Origin of the sequence: Paenarthrobacter sp. MSM-2-10-13 (assembly GCF_011605365.1) — a bacterium.
In the GTDB taxonomy this organism is placed as follows: Bacteria; Actinomycetota; Actinomycetes; order Actinomycetales; family Micrococcaceae; genus Arthrobacter.
On record NZ_JAAOXO010000007.1, the window covers coordinates 186,594 to 211,190 of the forward strand.

The 24,597-nt window shown below is 63.3% G+C and carries 24 protein-coding genes, 1 pseudogene and 1 riboswitch; of the genes and pseudogenes, 11 read left to right on the forward strand and 14 right to left on the reverse strand.

All coding sequences use genetic code 11. From position 1 onward, the window contains the following. Position 1 precedes the first annotated feature (1 nt). Positions 2–3,457: a DEAD/DEAH box helicase gene (locus HAV21_RS14885; RefSeq protein WP_166842258.1), complete on the reverse strand. Its 3,456-nt coding sequence runs from the start codon at positions 3,455–3,457 to the stop codon at positions 2–4. A gap of 165 nt (positions 3,458–3,622) precedes the next feature. Between HAV21_RS14885 and HAV21_RS14890 the strand changes: the two genes are divergently transcribed. Then, positions 3,623–4,471 carry a hypothetical protein gene (locus tag HAV21_RS14890; protein ID WP_166842259.1) on the forward strand — a complete coding sequence of 283 codons (849 nt, stop codon included), beginning with the start codon at positions 3,623–3,625 and terminating at the stop codon, positions 4,469–4,471. An 85-nt stretch (positions 4,472–4,556) separates the two neighbouring features. On the opposite strand, the gene HAV21_RS14895 is transcribed toward HAV21_RS14890, so the two are convergent. Then, positions 4,557–4,760: a hypothetical protein gene (locus tag HAV21_RS14895; protein ID WP_142937856.1), complete on the reverse strand. Its 204-nt coding sequence runs from the start codon at positions 4,758–4,760 to the stop codon at positions 4,557–4,559. A 196-nt stretch (positions 4,761–4,956) separates the two neighbouring features. Between HAV21_RS14895 and HAV21_RS14900 the strand changes: the two are divergent. The 3 genes and pseudogenes from HAV21_RS14900 (at position 4,957) to HAV21_RS14910 (ending at position 7,279) form a co-directional block, all read left to right on the forward strand. Continuing rightward, positions 4,957–5,907, forward strand: a pseudogene (locus HAV21_RS14900) (hypothetical protein). A 203-nt stretch (positions 5,908–6,110) separates the two neighbouring features. Further along, positions 6,111–6,608 carry a sigma-70 family RNA polymerase sigma factor gene (locus HAV21_RS14905; RefSeq protein WP_142937857.1) on the forward strand — a complete coding sequence of 166 codons (498 nt, stop codon included), beginning with the start codon at positions 6,111–6,113 and terminating at the stop codon, positions 6,606–6,608. Further along, positions 6,605–7,279: a zf-HC2 domain-containing protein gene (locus HAV21_RS14910; RefSeq protein ID WP_166842260.1), complete on the forward strand. Its 675-nt coding sequence runs from the start codon at positions 6,605–6,607 to the stop codon at positions 7,277–7,279. Before HAV21_RS14905 ends, HAV21_RS14910 begins: the two co-directional genes overlap by 4 nt. Before the next feature lie 3 nt (positions 7,280–7,282). Here HAV21_RS14910 and HAV21_RS14915 read toward each other — a convergent pair whose 3' ends face one another. From HAV21_RS14915 to trmB, 3 genes are read right to left on the reverse strand one after another with little or no spacing between them, the layout of a single operon-like run. Further along, positions 7,283–7,777, reverse strand: a complete 495-nt coding sequence (locus tag HAV21_RS14915) for an SRPBCC family protein (protein ID WP_166842261.1) — start codon at positions 7,775–7,777, stop codon at positions 7,283–7,285. Beyond that, the gene (locus HAV21_RS14920; protein ID WP_142937860.1) at positions 7,778–8,170 is read right to left on the reverse strand and encodes a hypothetical protein; all 393 of its coding nucleotides are present in this window, start codon (positions 8,168–8,170) and stop codon (positions 7,778–7,780) included. It lies immediately after the preceding gene. A 21-nt stretch (positions 8,171–8,191) separates the two neighbouring features. Further along, on the reverse strand, positions 8,192–9,097 hold the full coding sequence (gene trmB, locus HAV21_RS14925) for a tRNA (guanosine(46)-N7)-methyltransferase TrmB (RefSeq protein WP_166842262.1): 906 nt from the start codon (positions 9,095–9,097) through the stop codon (positions 8,192–8,194). 116 nt (positions 9,098–9,213) lie between these two features. On the opposite strand from trmB, the gene HAV21_RS14930 reads away from it, so the two are divergent. The 3 genes from HAV21_RS14930 to HAV21_RS14940 all read left to right on the forward strand — a co-directional run bounded on the left by HAV21_RS14930 (position 9,214) and on the right by HAV21_RS14940 (position 11,359). Further along, a complete protein-coding gene (locus tag HAV21_RS14930; RefSeq protein ID WP_166842263.1) occupies positions 9,214–9,453 on the forward strand; it encodes a DUF1272 domain-containing protein in 240 nt (79 codons plus the stop codon). Further along, on the forward strand, positions 9,450–10,010 hold the full coding sequence (locus HAV21_RS14935) for a pyridoxamine 5'-phosphate oxidase family protein (RefSeq protein ID WP_166842264.1): 561 nt from the start codon (positions 9,450–9,452) through the stop codon (positions 10,008–10,010). Before HAV21_RS14930 ends, HAV21_RS14935 begins: the two co-directional genes overlap by 4 nt. 71 nt (positions 10,011–10,081) lie before the next feature. Further along, positions 10,082–11,359, forward strand: a complete 1,278-nt coding sequence (locus HAV21_RS14940; RefSeq protein WP_166842265.1) for a CynX/NimT family MFS transporter — start codon at positions 10,082–10,084, stop codon at positions 11,357–11,359. 76 nt (positions 11,360–11,435) lie between these two features. Here HAV21_RS14940 and HAV21_RS14945 read toward each other — a convergent pair whose 3' ends face one another. Both HAV21_RS14945 and HAV21_RS14950 read right to left on the reverse strand, forming a co-directional pair. Then, positions 11,436–12,728 (reverse strand): MFS transporter, encoded by a 1,293-nt coding sequence (locus tag HAV21_RS14945; RefSeq protein WP_166842266.1) that lies wholly within the window; start codon positions 12,726–12,728, stop codon positions 11,436–11,438. A gap of 30 nt (positions 12,729–12,758) precedes the next feature. Beyond that, positions 12,759–13,976 (reverse strand): M20 family metallopeptidase, encoded by a 1,218-nt coding sequence (locus HAV21_RS14950; protein WP_166842267.1) that lies wholly within the window; start codon positions 13,974–13,976, stop codon positions 12,759–12,761. Between the two features lie 140 nt (positions 13,977–14,116). Here HAV21_RS14950 and HAV21_RS14955 point away from each other — a divergent pair, with 140 nt between their 5' ends. Further along, on the forward strand, positions 14,117–15,148 hold the full coding sequence (locus HAV21_RS14955) for an AsnC family transcriptional regulator (RefSeq protein ID WP_166842268.1): 1,032 nt from the start codon (positions 14,117–14,119) through the stop codon (positions 15,146–15,148). A 12-nt stretch (positions 15,149–15,160) separates the two neighbouring features. Here HAV21_RS14955 and HAV21_RS14960 read toward each other — a convergent pair whose 3' ends face one another. Further along, on the reverse strand, positions 15,161–15,931 hold the full coding sequence (locus tag HAV21_RS14960) for a class I SAM-dependent methyltransferase (protein ID WP_166842269.1): 771 nt from the start codon (positions 15,929–15,931) through the stop codon (positions 15,161–15,163). 9 nt (positions 15,932–15,940) lie between these two features. Then, positions 15,941–16,396 carry a redox-sensitive transcriptional activator SoxR gene (gene soxR / locus HAV21_RS14965; RefSeq protein ID WP_142937869.1) on the reverse strand — a complete coding sequence of 152 codons (456 nt, stop codon included), beginning with the start codon at positions 16,394–16,396 and terminating at the stop codon, positions 15,941–15,943. A 66-nt stretch (positions 16,397–16,462) separates the two neighbouring features. Here soxR and HAV21_RS14970 point away from each other — a divergent pair, with 66 nt between their 5' ends. Next, positions 16,463–17,854, forward strand: a complete 1,392-nt coding sequence (locus tag HAV21_RS14970; RefSeq protein WP_166842270.1) for an MFS transporter — start codon at positions 16,463–16,465, stop codon at positions 17,852–17,854. Positions 17,855–18,348: 494 nt separating this feature from the next. Further along, positions 18,349–20,070: a DEAD/DEAH box helicase gene (locus HAV21_RS14975; protein WP_187697096.1), complete on the forward strand. Its 1,722-nt coding sequence runs from the start codon at positions 18,349–18,351 to the stop codon at positions 20,068–20,070. Between the two features lie 142 nt (positions 20,071–20,212). On the opposite strand, the gene HAV21_RS14980 is transcribed toward HAV21_RS14975, so the two are convergent. The 5 genes from HAV21_RS14980 to HAV21_RS15000 all read right to left on the reverse strand — a co-directional run bounded on the left by HAV21_RS14980 (position 20,213) and on the right by HAV21_RS15000 (position 23,667). Beyond that, the gene (locus tag HAV21_RS14980) at positions 20,213–20,863 is read right to left on the reverse strand and encodes an MBL fold metallo-hydrolase (RefSeq protein WP_166842271.1); all 651 of its coding nucleotides are present in this window, start codon (positions 20,861–20,863) and stop codon (positions 20,213–20,215) included. Positions 20,864–20,867: 4 nt separating this feature from the next. Then, positions 20,868–21,872: an aldo/keto reductase gene (locus HAV21_RS14985; RefSeq protein WP_166842272.1), complete on the reverse strand. Its 1,005-nt coding sequence runs from the start codon at positions 21,870–21,872 to the stop codon at positions 20,868–20,870. A gap of 313 nt (positions 21,873–22,185) precedes the next feature. Beyond that, the gene (locus tag HAV21_RS14990; protein WP_208096893.1) at positions 22,186–22,569 is read right to left on the reverse strand and encodes a multidrug efflux SMR transporter; all 384 of its coding nucleotides are present in this window, start codon (positions 22,567–22,569) and stop codon (positions 22,186–22,188) included. A gap of 2 nt (positions 22,570–22,571) precedes the next feature. Next, positions 22,572–22,886, reverse strand: coding sequence for a multidrug efflux SMR transporter (locus HAV21_RS14995; protein ID WP_166842273.1), 315 nt, complete (start codon positions 22,884–22,886; stop codon positions 22,572–22,574). A gap of 10 nt (positions 22,887–22,896) precedes the next feature. Next, positions 22,897–22,962: riboswitch (guanidine-III (ykkC-III) riboswitch) on the reverse strand. Positions 22,963–23,019: 57 nt separating this feature from the next. Continuing rightward, a complete protein-coding gene (locus tag HAV21_RS15000; RefSeq protein WP_166842274.1) occupies positions 23,020–23,667 on the reverse strand; it encodes a HutD family protein in 648 nt (215 codons plus the stop codon). Positions 23,668–23,764: 97 nt separating this feature from the next. On the opposite strand from HAV21_RS15000, the gene HAV21_RS15005 reads away from it, so the two are divergent. Next, positions 23,765–24,361 carry a phosphoribosylanthranilate isomerase gene (locus tag HAV21_RS15005; protein WP_166842290.1) on the forward strand — a complete coding sequence of 199 codons (597 nt, stop codon included), beginning with the start codon at positions 23,765–23,767 and terminating at the stop codon, positions 24,359–24,361. Positions 24,362–24,597: the final 236 nt, after the last annotated feature.

Below are 24,597 nucleotides of genomic sequence, written 5' to 3' on the forward strand. Positions count from 1 at the left end.
ACTACTCCGCGAACAGCGCCGCCAGGTCGTCCGCCGTCAAGGAGCCACCGGCCAAGGCATCGCCTTCCATCACGTCCGCGAACAGCTGTGATTTCTTGGCCTTCAACGCCATGACCTTCTCCTCGATGGTGTCCTTGGCCACCAGCCGGTAGACCATCACGTTCCTGGCCTGCCCAATGCGGTGGGTGCGGTCCACGGCCTGGGCTTCGGACGCAGGGTTCCACCAGGGGTCCAGCAGGAACACGTAATCTGCCTCGGTCAGGTTGAGCCCGAATCCACCTGCCTTCAGCGATATCAGGAACACCGGAGCGGCACCGTTCTTGAACTCGCTGACAACATCACCACGGTTGCGGGTGGAGCCGTCGAGGTAGCAGTACTCCACGCCTTCGTCGTCCAGCCGTTCGCGGACCTTGCCTAGGAACCCGGTGAACTGGCTGAAGATCAGGGCGCGGTGACCCTCGGAAATGAGGTCTTCCAGCTGCTCGAACAGCACGTCCAGTTTGGAGGATCGAACACCGGACAACGAGGAATCCACCAACGAGGCATCCAGACTGAGCTGACGCAGCAACGTCAACGACTGGAAGATAGTGAACCGGTTCTTGTTCACATCATCAATCAAGCCCAGGATCTTCTGCCGTTCGCGCTGCAGGTGCGTCTGGTAAACCTTCTGGTGCCGCGGGTTCAGCACCACTTCAAGGATCTGCTCCTGCTTGGGCGGCAGGTCCTTGATGACTTGCTCTTTGGTGCGGCGCATCATGAGCGGACGCACACGACGCCGGAGCTTGCCCAGCTGGGCGGAGTCGCCGTTCTTTTCCACCGGCTTTTGGTAGTTCTCCGCGAACCGTTTGGGGCTCGGGAACAGTCCCGGCGCCACAATGGAGGTCAGCGCCCAGAACTCCATGAGGTTGTTCTCCAGGGGCGTGCCCGTGATCGCCAGCTTGAACCGCGCCGGCAGCTTGCGAGCGCACTGGTAGGCCTTGGACTGGTGGTTCTTCACAAACTGCGCCTCATCGAGCATCAGCCCCGCCCATTGGAAGGAGGCGTAGGCATCGTAGTCAATGCGGAACAGGGCATAGGAAGTAATAACGACGTCGGCACCCGCCAACGCTTCGGCAGGGGACAGGCCGCTCTTGGCGAAGGTTTCACCGACGGTACGCACCACCAGGCCCGGGGCAAAACGCTGCGCTTCAGCCGCCCAGTTGCTCACCACGCTGGTTGGCGCAACCACCAGGAACGGGGCCCGGGGAGTCACCTCAACAGAGTCACCCTGAGCGGCAGCAGCAGTTTCCGCGGCCAGGTCCTTCGCCGCGCAGATCAGAGCAATGGCCTGCACGGTCTTACCCAGGCCCATGTCGTCAGCCAGCACGCCGCCCAGGCTGTGCTTGTACAGGAAGCTGAGCCAGTTGAAGCCTTCAAGCTGATACGGACGAAGATCGGCGTTAAGTCCCGCCGGGAGGGGAAGTCCGGTCACGCCGTCGTCGAGCAGCCCGCCAACGGCTTCGCGCCACGCGGCGGCCTGTTCGTCCACGATTCCCAACTGCGCCAGCTCGTCCCAGAGGCCGGCCTGGAAGCGGCTGATCTGCAGGGTGCCGTCCTTGTTGTCCGGGTTGTCCTGCAGGGACCGGGCTTCGTCGATCAGCGCGCGGAGCTGGTGCAACTCCGGAAGGTCCAGCGAGAAGTAGGCACCGCTGGGCAGCAGCATGCGGCTCATTCCGGCGGCGAGCGCGGAGAAGACTGCGGCGAAAGAGACGGGTTCGCCTTCGAGGGTGATCACGATTCCGAGGTCGAACCAGTCGCCGCTTGCCGTTTCCTTGGTGGAAATGGACACCACGGGTGCTTCGGCGGCCTCACGGTAATCGGCGATGTCGCCGGAGGTTTCGACCACGACGTCGGGCAGTTCCTGAAGCGCTGGCAGCACCTCTTCGGTGAACGCCAGTGTGTCCAGGCCACTGAGCTCAGCGGAGGCAGCTATTCGGGGCGCACCCCAGCCGCCCGTCGCCGATTCGGCCAGTGCGGGCACCACGTCCCACGGCCTCCCCAGCGACTCCAGAATCCGGGCTTCTTCAAGGTCATCGCGGTAGCCGCGATCGTCCGGGTGCCGCCACAACGGCTGGGCGGTGACGAGGGTGCCCGATTTGTAGTGCCACTCCCAGTGCAGCCGGACCTTGTGGTCCGTTCCGTAGTTGGCCAGCAGGGACAGGGTGGGCACAGCCAGCGTGGGCAGCTCCACCGATTCATCCGCAGCCTGCACGGGCGTGGACTGCCGCAGCTTCGGGTAGAACGAGGTCAGGAACCGGCTTTCGTCTTCCGCCGGGATCTGAAGTGTGTCTCCGTCCATGACGAATTCCAGCAACTCATCACTGATGCCACCCTCGATGGGCGCAAGGGTGATGAGGTTCTTCTGCTGGGGCACGCCGGGCAGGGTTTCCCCGGAGTGCGTGAAGAAGATTCCGTTGGCCGGTTTGCCCAGGAAACCCACGGATCCGGGATCCACGGCTTCCCCGCCCAGGGTGACTGACGGCGCAAGCTGCAGGCCGCCGTCGGGCGCTTCGTGCTGTGCGGTGTCCGAATCGGTGGCCAGGCGCGCCAAACTGAGGCCGACGACGGCGGGTTGCGTCTCGACGCGAACGGGCTCGCTACCAGCGGAATGGATGAGTGGGATGCCGGCTTTGGTTGCCTCGGCGAGGAGGGTCCAGAGGTTTTTGGCGGCAAAATCGTTCAGGCTCAGCCACATGGCGCCGGAGGGTTGCTGCCGGCCGTTGCTTGAACCGTGCGCAGCCAGGAAAGTCTGAAGCCATTCGACGTGGACCTCGTTGAATTCGCGCCGGAAGCTAACGTAGCTGAGGTTGTTCCAGGAGACGTCGCCGCGGATCCATTTGCCCTTGGCACCCATCATGACCGGGCGCGCTTTGAGCTGGCGGACACTGCGCATGGGATCGCGTCGGCCCGTGTAGGAGAAGTGGGCCGCCGGCTCCTCAATCTCGAACTGAAGTGCCAACTGGATACCCGCCGCGCTGGGCGCTGTGCCGGGCTTGGTGATCAGCCTGTTGAGGGCTTGTTCCCAAGCAGGACGTGCCGACCCGCCCTGCTGGCCCGAGCCAACCCGTGAGGTTTGAATGCCGGGGGCCTGGGAGAGAAGCTGGGCGCGGATGGTGGGGTGGTCCTCCGCCGTGAAGAGCAATGCGGCCACATGCTTGCAGTCCTTACGGACCGGGCAGCTGCAAATACCCACAGTGCAGCTCCAGCCGCTGGGCTTGCGAACCAGTTTTGCCGACGTCGAATACGGCTGCGGACCGGTACCGCGAACCTTGCCCATCAGGAGGCCTGTGGCCGCGTCGAAAGAAATCCCGTTCACGCGGCTGCCCATGGCATAGGCCAGTCCGGCCGCGAGCGAGCGGTCCGTGATGGCAGGAGTCTGAATGGCCAGTTCCCAGTTTTCGTCTGTGTGGGACGGCATGCGCAGGGCTACTTTCGGCAGGAGGATATCTGTTCAATCTTAGTCAGCAGAAAACGGCTCCCAAACTTCGCCCTCCGTTAACCTCATCCTCGATTGCCGCGCCGCTCCCGCGCGTACGTTGAAAGTGTCCGGAGCACCATCAGCTTTCAGCAGTGAGGATTTCCCTTGACTACCAACGAGTACCCCGTTGTCCTGAACAAGACCAGCTTCGAAGCCGGCAACGCGGATGTGGTGGATTCCAATGTCAACGTGGTGAACCACATGTACCAAGAGCTCCTCAACAGCGACGAAATTGCCACCGCTGCGCTCAACAGCTACTTTGTGGATTTCTACCTCACCCAGGCGTTGGCCGGCGGCTTCGCCCAATACGTCTTCACAGCACCGGAGCGTGAAGAAGTGGACGCTTTTGTGCGGTCAGGGCTTGAGGAAATGGGCGCCGTCCGCCACCTTGAGTTGTTCAACCGGACCGCGGCTGCCTTTGACGCACTGACCGAGGACGAAGCCGAGGCCTACCTTGACGGCGAGCTGGACGAGTCCGAAACTCCGCCGGCTTCCGTGGTCACCTTGGACGAGCTGGACGGCGAGTTTGAGGCGTTGCTGGAAGAAGAGGACATCACCGAGCTCAACGGTGCGTTCCTCCGCGATCAGTCGGGGCTGCTGGTTCTCTCCGACGAAGAAATCGAAGAGCACATCGCACATCGTGTGGCCCAGATCCCGGACCTCGCCGAGCGCCAAGCCGAAGCCGACGAAGAAGCCCTGGCCAACGCACCCGAGTTCGAGGTCATCATCCGCGAACTGTGTGACGTTGCCGGCTACGCCCTGGAAAAGATCACCATGGGCGATCCCAACTACGAGCACGACGGCGTGAAGACCCTCGCCTGGCATTTCTCCACCGACCACGGCGACTACATCATGGTGGAAGACGACGACGAGGCCTTCATGATCCACCCGGAGACCAAGGAGATCATCGCGGCCGTGGAGTTTGAAGAGTCCGAGGAGTTCGCCGACGCCTAAGCCTTCTCTGCCGAGATCGCCGGAACGCTGCGGAATCGCCGTAGCGTTCCGGCGGTCTCGACGCGTTTCCGGCGAATTCGGCGCTCTAGCGTGGTCTGGCTTGGCGGAACTTAAGGAAGCCCCACACAATGGATGCCTGCCAGCAGACCAACAGGCCCACCCAGATCCAGTCCAGGCCACGCTCAGTGGCATTGATGATCATGGCCACGAGCCCCAAAGTCCACGCGAGTTCCTGCACCCCCAGGAACGTCAAGGTTGGCGTCTTTTTGCTGCTGATGTCCTGTGTCATGTCCTCTCCCCACTGAGTAGCCTGCAGTCTAGCGGACCCATTTGTGGGCATGGACCTCCGAGTTCGCGGGAAGCTCGCGTCTTCGTGCGGAGGCCTCCAGCGAATTCACCGCATTCCCGGAGTTTCGGCGCGGCGCTTTCCACATAGCCGGAAATGCCCGTTCCGGAACTCGGTTCACGATGGCCAAGCTGAACCGATGAACACACCTTCAACGCGCAAAGGTGACACCCCGGCGGCCTCGGCACTACCTTCGCGGGGCCACATGTGGAGAACAGACGAGTTACTCCGTTTCGGTCTCAACAGTCGAAATATCAAGGCCTTGGTGGACTCCGGCGAACTGTTTCGCTTGAGATATGGCTGCTACATCCTGAGTGACACATGGAAAGCCTTGGGCCCCAGGCGGCAGGCTTTGGAGCGCATCCTGGCACATGCTCATGGAACGCTGACGTCGTCAACAGGTGGTTTCGTCTATAGCCATTTGTCGGCGGCACGACTCCACGGCCTGTTCGTATGGGGTGTTGATGACAGGGTTCATTTCATCCACCCGTCCAGGCCTTCCTCTGACCGTTGGGGGAAGGACGTTAGAGGACACACGCAAAGCTTTACCGAAGACCATGTTGTGGTGGTTCAGGGTTTGCGGGTGACTACGCTTGAGCGCACGATGTCTGACTGCGCCAGGATGCTGAGTTATCCGAAAGCGCTGGTGATCATGGACCATGGATTGCGTGTGGGCGCAGACCGCAGGGTACTTTCCCAGCTGGCGGCAGTTTCGGCCGGAAAGCGCGGTGTCCGCACGCTGCGCAAGGCCTTGGACAACGCGGATCCGCGCGCCGAGTCTGCTGGCGAGACGTTGACCCGTGAGTTGATGCAGCGGCTGCGCATCAAGCCTCCACAGCCGCAGTTTGAGGTCCAGTCCCGCCTGGGCCGTCACCGCATGGACTTCGCTTGGGAAGAGTAAAAACTGGCGCTGGAGTTCGACGGGCGCACCAAATACTTCGATTACAGACCAACGGATGAGGTCATCTTCCAAGAGCGGCGTCGGGAAAAGGCGCTCGTCGAGGAGGGGTGGCGGTTTATCCGGGTCGAGTGGAAGGACTTGTTTCAAGAGCGTGCTTTCAAAGATCGCATCCTTCGTGCACTCGGGTGATGGGCCGTACCACCAGTTCGCGGGAATCCTGCGTGTTCACACGGAACCTTCCGGTGACGTGGCAGGCTTCCCGCGACCTCGCGTCCCACGGTAGCCCTGGCCGGTTACGACGCCGTTGGGGGAAGAATGGTTCATGAAGCTGAACCTTTTCCTTGCATGCATCGTCGTATAAGCGAAGGGGCAGCGGAGAGAAGGAGGTGGCTATGCCGTTGGACGAGGATGTGGTGGCTGCGATCTACCGCGAGCACGGCACCGCCCTCAAACGCTTCGTACTGAGTTGCACCTCGGACACCCACCAGGCCGATGACGTCGTGCAGGAAACCATCCTCAAGGTGTGGCAGCATGCCCCGCAGATCACGGGGAGTTTGCGCAGCTACCTGTTCCGGACGGCGCGCAACGTGATCATCGACAACTACAGGAAGGCGCAGCGCCGGCCCTCCGAGGCAGGCGAACAAGACCTCCCGGACCATCCTGCGACGGAACGCGTTGATGAACTCCTGAACAGGGTCCTCATGGAGGAGGCGCTGATCCGGCTCAGCCACGAACACCGCCAGGTTTTGGTGGCCCTGCACTACCAGCGGTTCACCGTCACCGAGGCAGCATTGCAGCTGAACATCCCGGCTGGAACCGTGAAATCCCGGGCTTTCTACGCCGTGAAAGCTCTCCGAACAATCCTTGATGAGATGGGGGTGGAACGATGAACGGCAACTCCGTCCACCACTTGCTGGGTGCCTACCTGCTGGGTGGCCTCGAGCCACAGGAGGCGCGCTTGTTTGAAGACCACCTCGCCGCATGCGCTCAATGCCGCCAGGAGTTGGAGCAACTGGAGAGCGTGCCCGCATTGCTTGACGCCGTTCCCGCAGCCGACGCTGTGGCCCTGACTGTCGCCGGTGGCGCGAACGCACTCTCGCCATTGGAACCGAAACCCGAGGTGCTTCCAGAGAAGGTCCTGGTTGACTTGTCGGTCCGCAGACGCAAATCACGACGCCGGTGGGCGGCCTTGGTGGGCGCCGTCGCCGCTGCCTGCCTTGCGGTTGGTTTTCTCGCCGGGCCGCTGCTGAATCAGCCGCCGAAACCGGACGCCAGCTATTCGGTTCAGTCAGACGACGGGCTGCAGTTGACCGTGGGCATGGTGAAGAAGAACTGGGGGACCGAGCTCGAGGTGGAGGGCCGGTCCATGCCGCTGGAGGGCACTCTCTACCTGTGGGTGAAGGGCCGGGACGGTGCCGAGGAACGTACCTGCGGATGGACGGCCACAGCCAGCGGCCGGATCAAGATCACAGGTGCCACACCGGTGCAGTTGGCTGGCATCGCCGGTGTTGAGCTTCGCGACGAAGCCCAGAAAACGGTGGCCTCGATTTCGGTGCCGTGAGCCTTACCGGTCCGTAACCTCGTTGGCCTGGGTGCGGAGCTCGGCCACCAAAGTTTGGTCTTCGCAGGCCCGGGCGAATGCCTCGATCCGACGCTCAATTTCCCGGCCGAGCACCCAGCTGCCGATCCTCTCGGCTACGGGCTTCAGGAATGCGGGGCGGCAGGAAAAGGTGTACTTCCAGACTGCCCGTGTGCCGTCGCCGTCCGGGGTGAACCGCCAACCGCCTCCGAAGTTCTCAAAGAACCAAGGCCCGGAAACCATGGTCATACCAACATTCCGTGGAGGTGTGTAAGAGACGTATTCGCTGACCATTTTCAGGCCCATGCGCGAGACGGTCCGCGTCCGGACGCCTTTACCGGCTGCCGTGGCTCCGTCCAGAAAAGCCTGGGCTGAGATGAACGGATCCCATTTGAGCCTGAACTCACCGGTGGTCTGGGACAGTGCGAAGGCCATTTCCGGATCCAACCGAATGAACCGCTCGGCGCGTACCTGCGGCATTTAGAACCCCTGACCTGAGCCGAGCACCAGGAACACCATGAGGACAATGCCAAAGATGTTGACCGCCATGATGGCCAATCCGATGATGCCCGTGATGCGTCCTGCGTTCATGCGGCCGGCACGAAAGACGGCGATCAGCCCGGTCACCACAGCAACCAGGGCCAGTAGGACCGCGACACCCGCCAGGATGAGCGCACCAAACCACCAAGCGTCGTTGCCTTGGTTGTATCGGCTAATTGATGAAGCAATGGCTGCAATGCCCAACGGAATGCTGACTACTGCCGCGATCGGCGAGAGCACGGCTGCGACGATGCTCGTGATCCCGGCGCCCAGCCCCCGGTTCCCGGAACGTTGCGGTTGCTGGTAGTACTCGATCGGTGGCTGATAGCTCATGATTCCCCCAAAGTCCTGCGGTTAGATTTTGCGGTAGGTGAGGTCAAAGATCATGCGCCCGGCCTCGTGGGCTTTGTTCTCGAAGCTTGTCCGGATCCGGCCATCGAACCGGGGAGCCCAGCCGCCTTCAACATCCACGCCCTCGTTCGGTCCGGTGTGCTCGGTGCTAACGGGCGCGCGACCTTCCCTGACCGGTGCACCGCCCACCACAGATTCGACGCCGGATTGCCACACCTGCGTCAACGGGCTCTCTTCGCCGCTGCGCTCGCCTTCGTGCATATTCTCGAACTCTGTGGACCCTGCCAGCACTTCGCGAACGTGGACTGCGTAGTTGGACCAGTCGGTAGCGATGCGCCAGTAGCCGCCCGTGACCAGTGCCTTGGCAGCTACGGAAGCGAAAGCAGGCTGGATGAGCCGGCGCTTGTGGTGCCGGGCCTTGTGCCACGGATCCGGGAAGAACACCCAAAGCTCGCTGACCGACCCCTCCGGGAGCATCGACTCCAGGACCTCGGGAGCGTTGGCTTCCACCACGCGCACGTTGGTCAGCCCGCGGCTGTTGATCTTGATGATGGTGTTGGCCAGCCCCGGCGTGTAGACCTCTACGGCAAGGAAGTCCTTGTCCGGGTTCTGCTCCGCGGCGTGAACCACGGCGTCACCCAGGCCGGACCCGATCTCCACGATCAGGGGTGCCTTGCGTCCAAAGACTGCCTCGGCGTCGAAGGTGTAATCAGGGTGAACGGACGTATTGGCTACGTGGCGCGGCACCTGAATGGCCCAGCGCTCGGCGTGCTCTTCCCACGCGGCCTGCCTGCGGCCCTGCAAACGGGTGCCACGGCGCACGAAGCTGACCGGGCGGCCACCGTAGGTTCCGAAGGAGGCCTGGGTGCCGGGCGTGACGGGTCGCGGGGAATCTGGGGTTTCACTCATCACTTCCAGAATACTTGGGTTCGGATGCGAGTCTCCTCTGCGTTCCGGATCAGACGATCAGCGCCGGTCCACGGCCGTGGCAGGGAGAGTTGTGACCCTGTGGGTAGAGTTGCCTGATGCTTGAGATCCGCCCGAACTGTGAATGCTGCAACCGTGACATCCCGCCCTCTGGAGAGGCCTACATTTGTACGTTTGAGTGCACGTGGTGCCCGGACTGTGTTGACCGGTTCCCTCATCGGTCTTGCCCGAACTGCGGTGGAAACCTTCAGCTACGCCCTGTCCGGCCCGCTGCCGCCTTGGTCAACAATCCTGCCAGCACCACGCGGGTTGTTTCTCCCCGCTGTCTCGGGCAATGAATACAAGCGAGGAGACGCTGGAGCGGGTTCTGGGATCTCTGGTGGCGGCCACCAAAGGGCGCACCCCTTTTACGCTCGGTTTCCTGGGCACCACGGGAACGGACGGAGGAGCGCGGGTACGTGCGGTCATCATCCGGGAGGTGGACCGCGCCGCTTACCGGGTCATGGTGGCCACCAACTCCTTGTCCCGTAAGGTCTCGGAGATTGGCCACCAGCCACGGGTGGCACTGACCTTGTACGACGACGAGCGCGGGGTTCAGCTGCGCATCAGAGGTGACGCTGCGGTGGTCGACGATGAGAAGGAACGACGCCGGGCATGGGAGCGGTTCAGCCCGAACAGCCGGCACCTTTATGCGTCCCGGCTGGTTCCGGGGACTCCCTGCCCGGATGAGCGTGTTGATGGCCCGGGTGATGTTGAGACGGCCATGGAGCGTTTTGCCTGGATCAGAATCGACATGACGGATCTGGACTGGTTGGACCTGTCGGGCGATGCCCACATCCGCTGGCAGTTCACCCGCGACGACGACGGCTGGCACGGACAGGAAATTGTTGCCTGAGATCCGGTCACATCCCGGGCAATGACTGCCAGCTGGGGGCTTAGGAATCACTGGCTGACAGAATAGGGCGGGTGACCTCCTCCAAGACCCCCGGCTACCCAGAGAAGTCTGTCCTCCCTGAGATCGCGGTGGACGCGGAGATCGACGAAGAGCCGGCACCCGATCCCACCCAGCTCCGAGGCAAGAGGGGCCTGGTTTACCTGGGCATCTGCCTGGTCCTGATCGGTCTAAACCTGCGGACGGTCTTCTCCAGCTTCTCCGCCGTCCTGCCGGAAATAACCTCCGACGCCGGTCTGCCGGGCTGGTCGCTGGTGGTCCTCACCACCGTGCCGGTGACGTTGCTGGGCGTCTTCGCCCCGCTCGCCCCCATTCTGGCCCGCAGGTTCGGCGCAGAACGGGTGCTCCTCGGGGCCATGGCTCTGCTTACCGCGGGGCTGGTGATCAGGCCCCTGGAGATCCCCGGCGCCGGACACCTCCCCGCACTCCTCGCCGGAACCGCCGCCTGCGGTGCTGCAATCGCCTTGTGCAATGTCCTTCTTCCCGGCGTCGTCAAAAGGGATTTCCCACACCGGCTTGGCCTGATGGGCGGCCTCTACACGACGGCGATCTGCGCTTCGGCCGCCCTTGGAGCGGGCTTCACGTATCCGGTGTTTACGGCAACCGGCCACTGGACCTCGGCTCTGTGGTTCTGGGCGGTGCCTGCCGCCGTCGTGCTTTTGCTCTTCCTGCCGCTGGCAATCCGGCAACCTTCCGTGAAGCACCAGGCAGTCCACGGCGGCGTGAACGTGTGGCGGTCAGCCGTGGCGTGGCAGGTGACCCTGTTCATGGTGCTGCAGGCCATGATGTCGTTCAGCGTATTTGCGTGGATGGCGCCCATACTCCGCGACCGGGGGATCGACGGGGGAACGGCGGGGCTGATCGTGTCGGTGTCGATTGTGCTTCAGATGCTGGGCTCACTGTTTGCCCCTGCGCTGGCTACGCGTTTCAAGGACCAGCGGATCATCAACATGGTGGTGGCTCTGATGACCGGCGGCGGTTTTGCGCTCACGATCTTTGGCCCCACGGAACTCATCTGGATCTGGACCGGACTCAACGGCCTGGGCCAGGGGTCGTTGACCGCTGTGGCCCTCACTATGATCATGGTCCGCACCCGCGACGCCCACACTGCCGCGCACCTGTCCGGAATGATGCAGGGCGTCGGCTACGGAGTGGGTTCCCTTGGCACGTTGATGGTGGGCCAGCTGCACCAAGCCACAGGAGGGTTCGCGGCCGCCGGAATCCTGTTCCTGGTGGTCGGTTCCCTGGCGGCCTTCTTCGGATACCGGGCCGGCCGCGACCGTTTCGTTTAACGTTGTGAGGCCCACTCTGCATCCCAGAAGCCCTGGGAAGAGCGCAGAGCGGGCCTCGCAACGAAAGCCGGAGCAGCTAGACGGTGAGGTCCTTGCCCTTGGTCTCCGGGATGGAGAAGGCAAACGCGATGCCCACCAGAAGCAGGAGCACGGCGTACACGTTGAACAGTTGAGCTTGCCCGATGGTGCCGAGCCACGTCTGCAGGTACGGAGCCGTGCCACCGAACACGGCAACGCAGATGGAGTACGGGACGCCGACGCCGATGGTGCGGATGTGCGTGGGGAAGAGCTCTGCGTAGACGGCCGGGACGATCGCAGCGCTGCCGGCGATGAAGAACAGCATCACGGACATGGACACTGCCAGCTGCCAGGGTGAGTCTTTGAGGAGCCACGTCATGGGGAAGTGCATGAGCGCGGCACCTGCGGAGGAAGCGATGATCACCGGTTTACGGCCGATGCGATCGGACAGTTTGCCCCAGAACGGCAGGGCGGCAATGAACACCACGTTGGCGATCACACCTGCCCAGAGCGCCTCTCCGCGGTCCATCTTCAGGGAGGTTGCAGCGTAGCTCGGTGCCACCACGCCCCAGATGTAGTACACAACGGTCAGGCCAACAGTGAGGCCGATGACCTGCATCGCCTGCTTGCGGTACTTCACGATCTGCGGCCAGATGGGCAAGCGCTTCTCGTTGGGAGTCTCAGCCTCAAAAGCCTCGGTTTCCTTCATCTTGGCCCGCATGAACAGAGCGTAGATGCCCAGTGCGCCACCGATCAGGAACGGGATACGCCAACCCCAGGCGCTCATATCGTCCTTGCTGAGGGTCGCGGTGAGGATAGCGCCCAGCAGCGTTCCGGCGAGGATGCCGGCAGTGCCGGAGGTGTAGATGAGGGTGGCCCAGAAGCCGCGGTGTTCCTTGGGCGCCATCTCGGACAAATACGTTTGCGACGACGGCAACTCGCCACCGTGCGCCAGGCCCTGGATGAGCCGGGCCACCAGAAGCGTCACCGAAGCGAAGGCTCCAACAGCAGCGAACGTTGGGGCGATGCCGATGAGGAGGCTGCCCACCGCGCCCAATGCCACAGCCACAGTCATGGATGTCTTGCGGCCAATCCTGTCGCCGATCCAGCCGAACACGAACCCACCGAACGGACGGGCAACGAACCCGACGGCGAAGATCGCCAAGGTGGACAGCACGGCTGAGGTGGGGTCGGCTTGGCTGAAGAGAGCACTCGCGATGAACGGCGAGAACGTGGCGTAGATTGCCCAGTCGTACCATTCAACGGCGTTGCAGATGCCGGTGCCAACCAGCGTGCGCATGTGGGATTTGTGGACCTTGACGTCGGGGGACGTTCCTACGGTGGTGCTCATGTGGTTCTCCAAGATCAGGCGGGCAGGGAGTTAGTTGCCGGCGAGGGCAGCGATGCGGGATACGGCAAGTTCGGCATACAGCGCCGCGCCGTCGGTGAGGACGCCGTCGTCGAACAGTGCGTACGGCGAGTGGTTGAACGGCGACGTCGTGTGGTCGGCGCCGGGGGCAACGGCGCTGAGCCCCACAAAGGTGCCCGGGACTTCGGCGAGGACGCGGGAGAAGTCCTCGGAACCGCTCAGGGGAGTTGCCATGCGGGTGTGGCGGGATTCGCCGAACATTCCGGCGATGACCTTCTCCGCGGTGGTGGTTTGGTCCTCGTCGTTGATGGTGAGGGGGTATTCCTCTTGGTAGTGCACGTCTGCCTCCAAACCGTGGGCTGCCGCGATGCCATGCAGAAGCCTGGGTACTGCTTCCATCATCTTGCGGCGGGACTCTTCGGAGAAGGTCCTGATGGTGGCTTCGATGCGGGCGGTCTCGGGGATGACGTTGCGCTTGGTTCCTGCATGCAGGACGCCGACGGTCAGGACTACGGGATCGAACATGTTGAACTGGCGCGTGACCATGACCTGGAGTGCGGTGACCATCTCGGCAGCGGCGGTGACGGGGTCCTTGGCGGAGTGGGGGGCGGAGCCGTGGCCGCCCGCGCCAAGCACGGTGACAACGAGTCCGTCGGAGGAGCTGAGCATGACGCCGGGCTTGGTGACGAATTGGCCATGCGGTTCGAGCGCGGAGAACACGTGCATTCCGTAGGCGGTGTCGGCGCGACGACCGGCAGCATCCAAAACGCCTTCCTTGATCATGTAGCTCGCACCGTCAAAGCCTTCTTCGCCGGGCTGGAACATGAGGATGACATCGCCGGCCAGCTGATCGCGATGCTCCGCGAGGAGGGTGGCCGCGCCAGCGAGCATGGAGGTGTGGAGGTCATGGCCGCAAGCGTGCATCGCGTTGTCCACACGGGAGGTGTAGTCCACGCCGGTCCTCTCCTGCACAGGGAGTCCATCCATGTCTGCGCGCAACAGCACCACCGGCTTCTCGGCTGAAGCGTGAGCTGCACCGCCGCGCAGAACCGCAGTGACCGACGTCGTCTCCTTGCCGAGGGTGATCTCATACGGAAGTCCGTCCAGCGCCTTGAGTACCTTCTCCTGCGTGCGGGGGAGCTGCAGCCCAATCTCCGGTTCGCGGTGGAGGTCGTGGCGGAGGCGGACGATGTCGTCCCGCAGTTCCTTGGCTTCGGAAGCAATGGTCATGAGTTCTCCTGTGGTGCTCGGGGATAGGTTCCTTATGCCATTCTGGGGTGATGTGATTCACATGCTGTGAAACATCTGGAAATATGCATATTCTCTACCCAAGCCGCAGGATTCATGCAGACATCTGGGACAATTAGCTCATGGAGCTCAGTGAAGAAGATCTTCGACTCATCAACGCCTTGCAGATATCGCCCCGGATCAGTTGGTCCGACGCCGGCGACGTCCTCGGCGTCCACGCCACCACCCTTTCGTCCCGGTGGGAGCGCATGCGGGCGTCAGGCGCAGCTTGGACCACCGCGCACCTGATGGGCGATCCAAAAGATATGTGTCTGGCCATGGTGGACATCGACTGCGAAATGCACCTCAGGCCGGACGTTACCTCGGCCGTCGCTCAGCTTCCCGAGGTGATCACCGTGGAAGAAGCTGCCAGCAACCGTGACCTCATGCTGACGGTGATCACCCAGGACCTGGGGCAATTCAGCACTCAGGTAGTGCCCAGGCTCAAGGAAATTCGAGGACTCACCAAGTACCACACAGCTCTCTGTACGCGGATTCATACCAGCGGCTACGCGTGGCGGCTCAACGTCCTCAGCAAAGCGGAACAACAAGCGCTCAAGGCGCTCGCCGGACCCGAATCAGCAAACCCGTACGACGCCACGGTGGCCCCACTACCGGACACCCACTTGGCTCTCATCCCGTTCCTGGCTCGCGACGGCCGCGCCACAGCGGCGGAGATTGCCCGGGCCCTGGGCCGGAATCCAGCAACGGTTCAACGGCAGCTTGGTCGTGTGCTGGCCAGCAGGATGTTGTCCTTCCGCTGCGAAATTGCCCAGCAGTTCTCCGGATTTCCCATCACCGTGCAATGGTTCGCGAACGTTCCCGCCGGCCAGCACGAGTCCGCTGCCACGGAACTCAGGGCCATCCGCAACGTCCGGTTCTCCGCATCCACCACAGGACGCACCAACTTCACCATGATCATGTGGCTGCGATCCCTGGCCGATGTCATGGAAATGGAGCTCACCATCCAGCAGCGGATCCCGGGCATCGAACTGGTGGAGAGCGTGGTCATGCTGAACACGGCCAAGCGCGTCGGCTGGATGCTGAACCCGGACTCCACCGCCACCGGAACAGTGGTGCCACCCTACGGTGAGCTACTTCCGTCCGGTATTTAGACGCGCCGGTGTTTAGGCGTGCTTCCTTGCTCTCAGGACTGTGTCCAACGTGGTGCCGGACTCACCGTTAGGTCCTTCAATAGTCCGCGCCCTGTCCGTGAGGACCTCAACAAACCACGGCTCGCGATCCAGCCGCAGGGCACCCGCCAACTGCTCCGGCGTGAAGAACATGCCGGACTCGTGATGGTGACTCCATGGAGGGAGCCCGTGCGGGTGATGACCCACGATCAGCAAGGTGCCACCGGGTGCGACGGCGGCCGCCGCCTTTGACGCCGAGTCCCGCCACGGCAACAAGGGGGAGTGCAGGAACTGTGCCGAGACCAAATCAAACACCGGCTCCGGCTCCCACTCGGTGAGGTCCTGCTGCTGCCACGTGATCCGGTCCGCGTGATCGGTCTCCGCTGCATGGGCTGCTGCCCGTTCAAGCGCGACGGCGGACACGTCCAACGCGGTGACAGTCCAGCCCTGCTGTGCCAACCAGATAGCGTCGCCGCCTTCCCCGGAGCCCAGATCCAGCGCCTTCCCCGGCTTCAGTCCAATGACCTCGGCAACCAGCTGCGGGTTGGGGTTCCCGCTCCAAATCTTGGCGCGTTCCCGGTACATGCCGTCCCACATGTCCACGGCATTGTCAGCGTCCTCGTGGAGGTTCAGGCCGCCCTGCTGAGAGCCATCATGGGTGTGCTGCGCCCCTTCATGGGTGTGCTGACCGTGGTGGTGAGTGCCGGCGTCGTGCGTTTGTTCAGTCATTACCCAAGCGTGCCGCGACGTTGCGCTCAAAGGCAATGCCTGTTGCTATTCCGGCAAAGTCCAACGCTGCGCGCCCGCACCGGAGGCTCCGAGCTCGTCCGACGGATTCTGCAGCGTGCACGACTTCAGGCTCAAGCAGCCGCAGCCGATGCACCCGTCCAGGTCATTGCGAAGGTGCTGGAGGGCTGCGATGCGCTGGTCCAGTTCCTCGCGCCACCGCTGGGAGAGCCTGGCCCAGTCGCGTTTGGTGGGTGTCCGGCCGTCAGGCAGGGAATCCAGCGCCTCGCGGATGTCCTTCAGGGGCAGGCCCACCCGTTGGGAGGTCTTGATGAACGCGACCCGCCGCAGCGTTTCGCGGCGGTAGCGCCGTTGGTTGCCGGCCGTCCGGTCTGCTTCGATGAGCCCGTTCCGCTCGTAAAAATGAAGGGCCGACGCTGACACTCCACTCCGCTCGGACAACTCACCGATAGTGAGGGGCCGGTGCGTTGTGGCTTGTTGCATGGTTTCGCTTTCTCGGCGGGGCGGTGGATTGACCTCAACATTAGTTGAGGTTCTAGGCTGGCGTCCATGACCTCTGACACCTCAACGGCCGGGATACTGCGCCGCCCATACCTGCTGGCCACCGTGGGGGCGTGCGCACTCGTGTTCCTGAGCGCGTTCGAGTCCCTCGCGGTGACCACCATCATGCCGCTCGTCAGCCGCGACCTGGACGGAGCCAGCCTCTACGCGCTGGCCTTCGCGGGCCCGCTTGCTACGGGCGTGATGGGCATGGTGGCCGCGGGTAACTGGTCGGATCGTCGTGGTCCGGCGGCGCCGCTGTACTCCTCCGTAGCATTGTTCGTGGCTGGCCTGTTGATCGCCGGAATGGCCGGAACCATGGAAATGCTGGTGCTCGGACGCTTGGTCCAGGGGCTTGGTGGCGGCGCAATGACCGTGGCCCTCTACGTCCTGGTGGCCCGCGTATACCCGCCTGTACTGCACCCTAAGATCTTTGCCGCCTTCGCCGCCTCCTGGGTGGTGCCGTCCCTGATTGGTCCCTTTGCTGCGGGTGTGGTGGCCCAGCTCAGCAGTTGGCACTGGGTGTTCCTCGGGGTTGTGGGCCTGGTCATTCCTGCGCTGCTGATGGTGGTTCCGGCAGTGCGCGGGATGGATACGCGGCCTCCCGAGGAGCCTGTCCCCTGGGCCTTCGGCCGGATGGGGTGGGCGGCGCTCGCAGCCGCCGCCGTCCTCGGACTGAACCTGTCCGCAGAGGTTCCGGGCGTGGGTGGGGCGATTGCCGTCGTCGCTCTTGTCCTTGCTCTGGTGGCTGTCCGCCCGTTGGTTCCGCGGGGAACCCTCACTGCCCGGCGCGGCCTGCCCAGTGTGATCCTGGTGCGCGGTTTGGCATCGGCGGCGTTCTTCGGGGCCGAGGTGTATTTGCCGTATTTGCTGACTGAGCGCTACGCATTCACCCCCACCTTCGCCGGGCTGACGCTGACTGGTGCCGCGTTGGCATGGGCCGGGGCGTCGGCCATTCAGGGGCGGTTGGGTTCGCGGCTGGCGGATGCCCTCGCCGTCAAGATCGGCGCTGCCTTGGTACTTATTGCCGTGATCTCCACCCTGGTGACCGCGGCCTTCAGCCTGCCCGCGGCCGTGGCCATTGCCGGGTGGATCCTGGCCGGTGGCGGCATGGGGCTGATGTACCCGCGGCTCTCGGTGATGACGTTGGCACTGTCCACAGAGGAAAACCAGGGCTTCAACAGCGCAGCCATGTCCATCTCCGATTCGCTCGGTGGCGCACTGTCCCTTGCGGCAACGGGGCTCGTTTTCGAGGCTTTTGCGGCCAGCCCGTTCGCTGCGGTCTTTGCGCTTACCGCAGTGATCGCCGTCGTCGGGGTGGTCATTGCACCCAGGGTTGCCGCCCGCTCTGCCGCGCCCGTGCCTCGTGACGCCGAACCGGAGCTCACGCGCCACTCCTGACCCGTTGTGAGGCCTGCTCTGCATGGTTTGGGGGCCGTGAGCCATGCAAAGCGGGCCTCGCAACGGGAGGGCGTGTGTTGTGAGGCCTGCTCTGCGCACTATGCGAGCCGTGAAGGGTGCAAAGCGGGCCTCGCAACGCGGAGGGCGTGCGTTGTGAGGCCTACTCTGCATGGTTTGGGGGCCGTGAGCCATGCAAAGGCCCCGCAACGCGAGCCTGAACAGCCCCGATGCGGGCCCGCCGTGGAATCACTGCTAAGCTAGGAACACTTGATGTGCGGTGACGCCCTGAAGCAGGTGGCCGGAAAGGCTACGCGGCGGGGCATTTTTCATGTGAGAGGCACATCCTGCGTCGATGAACGCGTTCTATTTGGTCCCGGCCACCGCTGCTAAAGCGAATCGGTAGACCACCTGACTTTTCCTCGGCGAACCCCTGGCCCAACCGGCGTCGGGGGCCGATGTCCGCACCTGGACACCGCCCGAAAGACATGAAGTTTATGACTACTTTTGCTGCCCTTGGCACGCCCAAGCCCATTGCTGAATCCCTCGCCGCAGATGGCATCGAAGAGGCATTCCCCATCCAGGTCAAGACCCTCCCGGATACGCTCGCAGGCCGCGACGTCCTGGGCCGTGGCCGCACCGGTTCCGGTAAGACCATTGCCTTCGCCATCCCGCTCGTGGCCCGCTTGGCCGAGCGCGAAGCAAAGCACTTCCGCAAGCCCGGCCGCCCCATGGGCCTGGTCCTTGCACCCACCCGTGAACTGGCAACCCAGATCAACGCCACCATCGAGCCGCTGGCCAAGGCCATGGGCCTCAACACCACGGTCATCTACGGCGGCATCTCCCAGGCACGCCAGGAAAAGGCGCTGCGCGCCGGCGTCGACATCGTCATCGCCTGCCCGGGCCGCCTCGAAGATCTGATCCGCCAGCGCATCCTGACCCTCGAAGCCGTTGAGGTCACCGTGCTGGACGAGGCAGACCACATGGCTGACCTCGGCTTCCTCCCGGTAGTCAAGAAGCTCATGGACATGACCCCCACCCAGGGTCAGCGCCTGCTCTTCTCCGCGACGTTGGACAACGGTGTTGACAAGCTGGTCAACCGTTACCTCTCCAACCCGCTGACGCACTCCGTGGACGATCCCCAGGCCGCTGTCACCACCATGGAACACCACGTCCTGGTGGTCAATGACCAGACCGTCAAGAAGCAGCTCATTGTTGAACTGGCCTCCGGCGCCGGCCGCCGCGTCCTCTTCATGCGGACCAAGCACCACGCCCGCAAGCTCGCGAAGACCCTTACGGATGCCGGCATCCCCGCCGTCGACCTTCACGGCAACCTGTCGCAGAACGCCCGCGACCGCAACCTTGCCGAGTTCTCCAACGGTGACGTCCGCGTCCTGGTGGCCACCGACGTCGCAGCCCGCGGCGTGCACGTTGACGACGTCGAACTCGTCATCCACGTGGACCCGCCCACAGAGCACAAGGCCTACCTGCACCGCTCCGGCCGTACGGCCCGCGCCGGTTCCGATGGCACCGTGGTTACTCTGACGCTCCCCGAGCAGCAGAGCGACGTCAAGAAGCTCATGAAGGCTGCCGGCGTTGACGTTTCCTTCGAGCGGGTCACGGCCAACTCACCGTTGGTTGCCGATCTGGTTGGCGACATCGCGGACAAGGTTGATCCCCGTACCCGTGCGGCTCTTCTCGCGGCTAAAACCCAGCAGGGTGGCGGCACATCAACTGGCGCCAACGCCCAGCGCAAGCGCGCACGCCGCTCCACGCAGGCGGCTCCCACCGCTGGTGGCCGCGGTGGTCGGAACGGTCGCGGCAAGGTTGGGGCTGAGCCGGTTCGTACGGACACCAACCGTGCAGATCGCCGCGCAGCAATGAACGACGACGTCGCACGCAGCCCGCGCGGTCGCGGCAAGGCCGGCGCTACTCACCGCAACGACGTTCCCGGCTCGCAGGGCCAGAACGGCCGCAGCGGCCGTCCGGCTACCGGCCAGCGTTCAGCTTCGGCTCCGCGCACGGCATCCACCACCTCGACGCGTACGGGCGGGAACAAGGCCGTATGGTCCTCCGCTACGGGCGCGACGTCCGGCGGATCCTACGGTTCAGGTGCTTCCGGCAACTCCGGTCGTGGTGGTTCCGGCGCAGGTCGTCCGGCACGCAGCGGCCCGCGTCGTGCATCAGCTCCCGCGTCCAACGAGCGTCGCGGCCGCTAGGTCTCGCGTTGTGAGGCCCGCTCTGCGCGCTATTCCTTGGGTTTAGGACGCAGAGCAGGCCCCGCAAGTTAAGGCCGCCGCGTTGTGAGGCCCGCTCTGCGCGCTATTCCTTGGGTTTAGGACGCAGAGCAGGCCCCACAAGTCACCAGCCTCGGGCGCGCCACTCCTCAAGGTGTGGCCGCTCGGCACCCAGTGTCGTGGGCAATCCATGGCCCGGGTGAACCAGGGTTTCGTCCGGATAAGCGTCGAACAGTCGCTCCTGCACGTCGTTCAACAGAGAAGTGAAGCGTGCGGAATCGTTCTGTGTGTTGCCGACGCCACCCGGAAACAACGAGTCGCCACTGAAAATGTGGGCCGGCCCGTCCGGATCCTGGTAAACGAAAGCGATCGAGCCCGGGGTGTGTCCACGCAGGTGGACCGCCGTGAGCTCAACATCGTCAAACCGCTCAACGTCGCCGTGACCAAGGCGGACATCCACCGGAACCGGCAACGCATCGGCGTCGTCTGCTCCAGCTGAGGTGCTTGCGCTGGTGACGGCGACCAACTCAGGCAGCGCACGGACGTGGTCCCAGTGCTGGTGGGTGGTGGCAATCCTTGCGAGTTTCGGCGTCACGGCAGCATCCGCGGCGGCGTCCTGCAGAAGCTGCTGAATGGCCGGAAGGTTATCGGCGGCGTCGATCAACAACTGCGCACCCGTGGACTTTGAGGTCAACAGGTACACATTGTTGTTCATCTCGCTGACAGAAATGCTGCGGATAGTGACGTCACGCAGTGAGTGAATAAGTGAATCCATTCGTTCAGCCTACGTTCTTGGCTTCGCGGCCCTGTGACACCCAGTTGGGGTCGGCGGATCGTGAACCCACGACGGCGGCCGCTGCTTGGTCGAGTACCTCAAGATGTGCTGTCCCCAGTTGCAGGGACAGTGCCCCCAGGTTCTCGTCGATCCGGTGCGTCTTGCGCGTGCCGGGGATGGGAACCACCGAAATCCCGAGGCGCTGACCTTGGGTGAACAGCCAAGCCAGGGCTACCTGGGCCGGAGTTGCATCCAGCCCGCTGGCTACCTCGCGAACCGCAGCCACGACGGCCTGGTTCGCATCAAGTGCCTCATCACCAAAACGGGGGATCTTATGGCGGAAGTCATTCTCCCCAAGGTCGCTCGCGCTAACGGTTCCCGTAAGGAAACCGCGGCCAAGCGGCGAATAAGGCACGAACCCAACGCCAAGTTCCTTGGCTGCAGGAACAACGTTGAGCTCAACATCCCTGCTCCAGATTGACCATTCACTCTGGACCGCGGCAATGGGATGGACGGCGTTGGCTTGCCTGAGCTCCTCGGCTGTCACTTCAGACAAACCGAGGTGCCGGACCTTGCCCTCACGGACCAGCTCCGCCATGGCCTCCACGGTTTCCACTATCGGAACGCGGAGGTCACGGCGGTGCATGTAGTAGAGGTCAATCACGTCAGTGCCCAGACGGCGGAGGCTCGCTTCCGCCGCCTGCCTGATGTAAGGCGCATCCCCGCGGACTCCCGTGTACCCGTCCGCGGGGTTGCCCTCAATTCCAAACTTTGTGGCCACCTGGATCTCGTCGCGGCGCTCCTTCAAGAGCCTGCCTACGAGTTCCTCGTTGCTGCCCGCGCCGTAAACATCTGCGGTGTCGATGAACGTAATGCCGGCGTCCACCGCGTGCCGCAGCGTTTTGAGCCCTTCATCAGGCTCGATTCCGCCGTACACCGGGGTCAGGGCCATTCCGCCGAAGCCGAGTTGGCTTGCAGTGAGGCCATCGCCGAGTTGAACTGCCGTCATGAACTTCTCCAATACGCGTAGGTGTTCCAGAGTGCCCTTTGATGGCGTGAACTCCACGAACGCTAAGGGTATTCCTGCTGGGGTCCGACTCCTGCGCTTACCCGCGCGCTGCGCACCTCCCTGCCCTGCGCACCTCCTTGCCGGCCATTTCGGGGGTTCCCTGCTAGAAGTGCCGGGCGCACGGCACGTTTCGCAGGGAACCATCGAAATGGAGGGCCGGGGCGGGAGGGCCGGGGCTAGAGAGGGCATGAGGCAGCGGGCGCGCGGCCACGGGGGCTTGCGGGGGTAGGGGAAGGAACGCGGGGAGTGCTTGCTACTCGGCCTTTGCTACAGGCTTCTCCGCGGGCAAGGCCTTCAGTCCGGCAGCACAGCCCACGATTCCCGCGATGAACAGGAGCTTCAACGGACTCGCGGTTTCCACACCCGTGATCATGGCCCAGCCAACGGTCAGTGCCGCACCAACACCCACCCACACTGCATAGGCAGTGCCGAGGGGGATACGTTTGACGGCAATGCCCAGCCCCAGCATGCTGAGGACGGCAGTGACGGCGAAAACCACCGTTGGCGTGAGTTGCGTAAAGCCGTTGGACAGGCCCAAAGCGGTTGCCCATACGGCTTCCAGCAGAGCTGAAGCCAAGAGGATGATCCAGAAGATTCCGTTGCTGGTGTTCTTAGTGTTTCCAGTGTTCTCAGTCATGGCTACGCCACCACCTTTAGGCCGATGACACATGCGCCGATGCCCGCAAGCAAAAGCAGCCGGGCCGTCGTCGCGCGTTCAACTTTGGTGACCATGGCGTATGTGGCGGTCAGGACCACGCCCACGCCAACCCACACTGCATAAGCCGTGCCGGTGGGAATGGATTGCATCGCAATGGCGAGTCCGGCCATGCTGGCTACAACGGACACCAGGAATACAACGGTGGGGACAGGTTTGCGGAAGCCTTTGGAACGGTGAAGAGCCGCAGCCCACACGGCTTCGAGTGCTCCGGAGAGAATCAGAATTATCCACGACATGACGTTTTCCTTTGGCCAGTCTTGTCGCGTGCCGGGTACTGAACCGTCGTCCGGAGGTTCCGGAGGGGAACCTTCATTTCAGGCTAGCAACTCCCATGCGGGGTGGCCACCTCTGGTGGTTAACGTCACCAGCTCAGGCGTGCGACGGGTCCACATGATCGATCGAGATGACTGCCACGAAACCCCGGCCTGAGATTTCAGGGCTGCGGGTATCCGAGCCAACCACGGCGTCGTATCGGGAGAGCTCGACTGGTTCACTGACGCTGGGTGCCGCACCGTCGCCGTCGGATCCGTCCTCCACAGCGTCTGGTTCCTCAACAGCGGCCCCGGGCGCCACCGTGGCCTTACCCTCAAGCAGGACGGCCAGCTGGCCCTCGAAGACCGGGTGCGCGCGTTTCTTGGAGATCTCCACAATGGAGGTGTAGCCCTTGAAAGCACCTTCGCGTGCGATGACGTTCAAATCCCGGATGTCGCCGGTCGGAAGGGTGGCCGAGGATGCAGCCTCGCCCGAGAAACGGAACGGACGGTACTTCTCCAACGGATGCTCCGAGCCGTCCACCGTGAGGAGCAGCAATTCGCCGTCGATGATGGTGATGACCCGCTCCATGCCAGGAAACACAGAAAATTCCCCAGCCTTGGAAACGTCCGCGATGCTGACGCGCCAATCCCAGGTGCCATCCTGTGCGGAGGCGGCCTTCGGATGGCTGGCGAGTTCGCGCGTCACCCCGCCCCCGTTGCGCCAAGGTTCGGGACGGACGTCGGCAAAGCGGATAATCTCCATTCGACCAGCCTAGTGGTGGACGCCGCTTCTGCGTTGGCAATGCGGCTTGATAACGTCATATGTGGAAAACGTTCTGATGACGGCTGGAGGCACGGGAATGTTCGTCAAAGTGTGCGGTTTGAGCACGCCCGAATCCGTGCGTGAAGCGGTGGACTCCGGTGCGGACGCGGTTGGTTTCGTTCTCACGGCCAGCCCCCGCGAAGTCAGCCCGGATCAGGTGCGCATTTTGCTGCCGCTGGTGCCTGAAGGTGTTCATGCTGTGGGTGTTTTCCGGCACGAGGACGCCGCTGATGCGGTGGCGACGGCACGCGCCGCCGGCCTCGACTGGGTGCAACTGCACGGTCACCGGACAGCCGACGACGTTACAACGGTGCACGACGCCGGGATGCGCCTCATCCGGGCCGTCACCATGAGTGCCTCGCAGGATGAGTTCGCTGATCTGGGCGAGGACATTTTCCTGATCGATGCCGCTGTTCCCGGCTCAGGGGAGTCGTGGGACTACGCCTCCGTGCGCGCAAAAGAGCTCGATGGGCGCGAGTGGCTCCTTGCCGGCGGTCTCGAATCCGGAAACGTAGCTTTCGCCGCCGCCGCAGCCGGCGCATGGGGAGTGGACGTGTCTTCCGGCGTCGAGGAATCCCGCGGTGTGAAGGACCTGGCCAAGATCCGCGCTTTCGTCGAAGCAGCCAAGGCCTGACGCTCTCTCACTTCTCGTTGGCTTTTCGCTGACGCTCTCTCACTTCCCGTTGGCTTTTCGCTGACGCTCTCGCACTTCCCGTTCTTCCTGGTGGTGATGTGAGAAGGATTGCGGCCGTATGGTTTTCTGAGACAGGTTGATGGGAGATCGACTTCAGAATGACTGGTCCTAGAAGAAAATATGATGCGGCTTTCCGTGAGGAAGCTGTGCAGCTGGTGTTGTCCTCGGATCGTTCA

Excerpts from the sequence above, each read along its gene's own strand:
- HAV21_RS14885 (WP_166842258.1), bottom strand. The coding sequence starts at position 3,457 with ATGCCGTCCCACACAGACGAAAACTGGGAACTGGCCATTCAGACTCCT.
- HAV21_RS14895 (WP_142937856.1), bottom strand. The coding sequence starts at position 4,760 with ATGACACAGGACATCAGCAGCAAAAAGACGCCAACCTTGACGTTCCTG.
- HAV21_RS14905 (WP_142937857.1), top strand. The coding sequence starts at position 6,111 with ATGCCGTTGGACGAGGATGTGGTGGCTGCGATCTACCGCGAGCACGGC.
- HAV21_RS14910 (WP_166842260.1), top strand. The coding sequence starts at position 6,605 with ATGAACGGCAACTCCGTCCACCACTTGCTGGGTGCCTACCTGCTGGGT.
- HAV21_RS14915 (WP_166842261.1), bottom strand. The coding sequence starts at position 7,777 with ATGCCGCAGGTACGCGCCGAGCGGTTCATTCGGTTGGATCCGGAAATG.
- HAV21_RS14920 (WP_142937860.1), bottom strand. The coding sequence starts at position 8,170 with ATGAGCTATCAGCCACCGATCGAGTACTACCAGCAACCGCAACGTTCC.
- trmB (WP_166842262.1), bottom strand. The coding sequence starts at position 9,097 with ATGAGTGAAACCCCAGATTCCCCGCGACCCGTCACGCCCGGCACCCAG.
- HAV21_RS14930 (WP_166842263.1), top strand. The coding sequence starts at position 9,214 with ATGCTTGAGATCCGCCCGAACTGTGAATGCTGCAACCGTGACATCCCG.
- HAV21_RS14935 (WP_166842264.1), top strand. The coding sequence starts at position 9,450 with ATGAATACAAGCGAGGAGACGCTGGAGCGGGTTCTGGGATCTCTGGTG.
- HAV21_RS14945 (WP_166842266.1), bottom strand. The coding sequence starts at position 12,728 with ATGAGCACCACCGTAGGAACGTCCCCCGACGTCAAGGTCCACAAATCC.
- HAV21_RS14950 (WP_166842267.1), bottom strand. The coding sequence starts at position 13,976 with ATGACCATTGCTTCCGAAGCCAAGGAACTGCGGGACGACATCGTCCGC.
- HAV21_RS14955 (WP_166842268.1), top strand. The coding sequence starts at position 14,117 with ATGGAGCTCAGTGAAGAAGATCTTCGACTCATCAACGCCTTGCAGATA.
- soxR (WP_142937869.1), bottom strand. The coding sequence starts at position 16,396 with ATGCAACAAGCCACAACGCACCGGCCCCTCACTATCGGTGAGTTGTCC.
- HAV21_RS14970 (WP_166842270.1), top strand. The coding sequence starts at position 16,463 with ATGACCTCTGACACCTCAACGGCCGGGATACTGCGCCGCCCATACCTG.
- HAV21_RS14975 (WP_187697096.1), top strand. The coding sequence starts at position 18,349 with ATGACTACTTTTGCTGCCCTTGGCACGCCCAAGCCCATTGCTGAATCC.
- HAV21_RS14980 (WP_166842271.1), bottom strand. The coding sequence starts at position 20,863 with ATGGATTCACTTATTCACTCACTGCGTGACGTCACTATCCGCAGCATT.
- HAV21_RS14985 (WP_166842272.1), bottom strand. The coding sequence starts at position 21,872 with ATGACGGCAGTTCAACTCGGCGATGGCCTCACTGCAAGCCAACTCGGC.
- HAV21_RS14990 (WP_208096893.1), bottom strand. The coding sequence starts at position 22,569 with ATGACTGAGAACACTGGAAACACTAAGAACACCAGCAACGGAATCTTC.
- HAV21_RS14995 (WP_166842273.1), bottom strand. The coding sequence starts at position 22,886 with ATGTCGTGGATAATTCTGATTCTCTCCGGAGCACTCGAAGCCGTGTGG.
- HAV21_RS15000 (WP_166842274.1), bottom strand. The coding sequence starts at position 23,667 with ATGGAGATTATCCGCTTTGCCGACGTCCGTCCCGAACCTTGGCGCAAC.
- HAV21_RS15005 (WP_166842290.1), top strand. The coding sequence starts at position 23,765 with ATGTTCGTCAAAGTGTGCGGTTTGAGCACGCCCGAATCCGTGCGTGAA.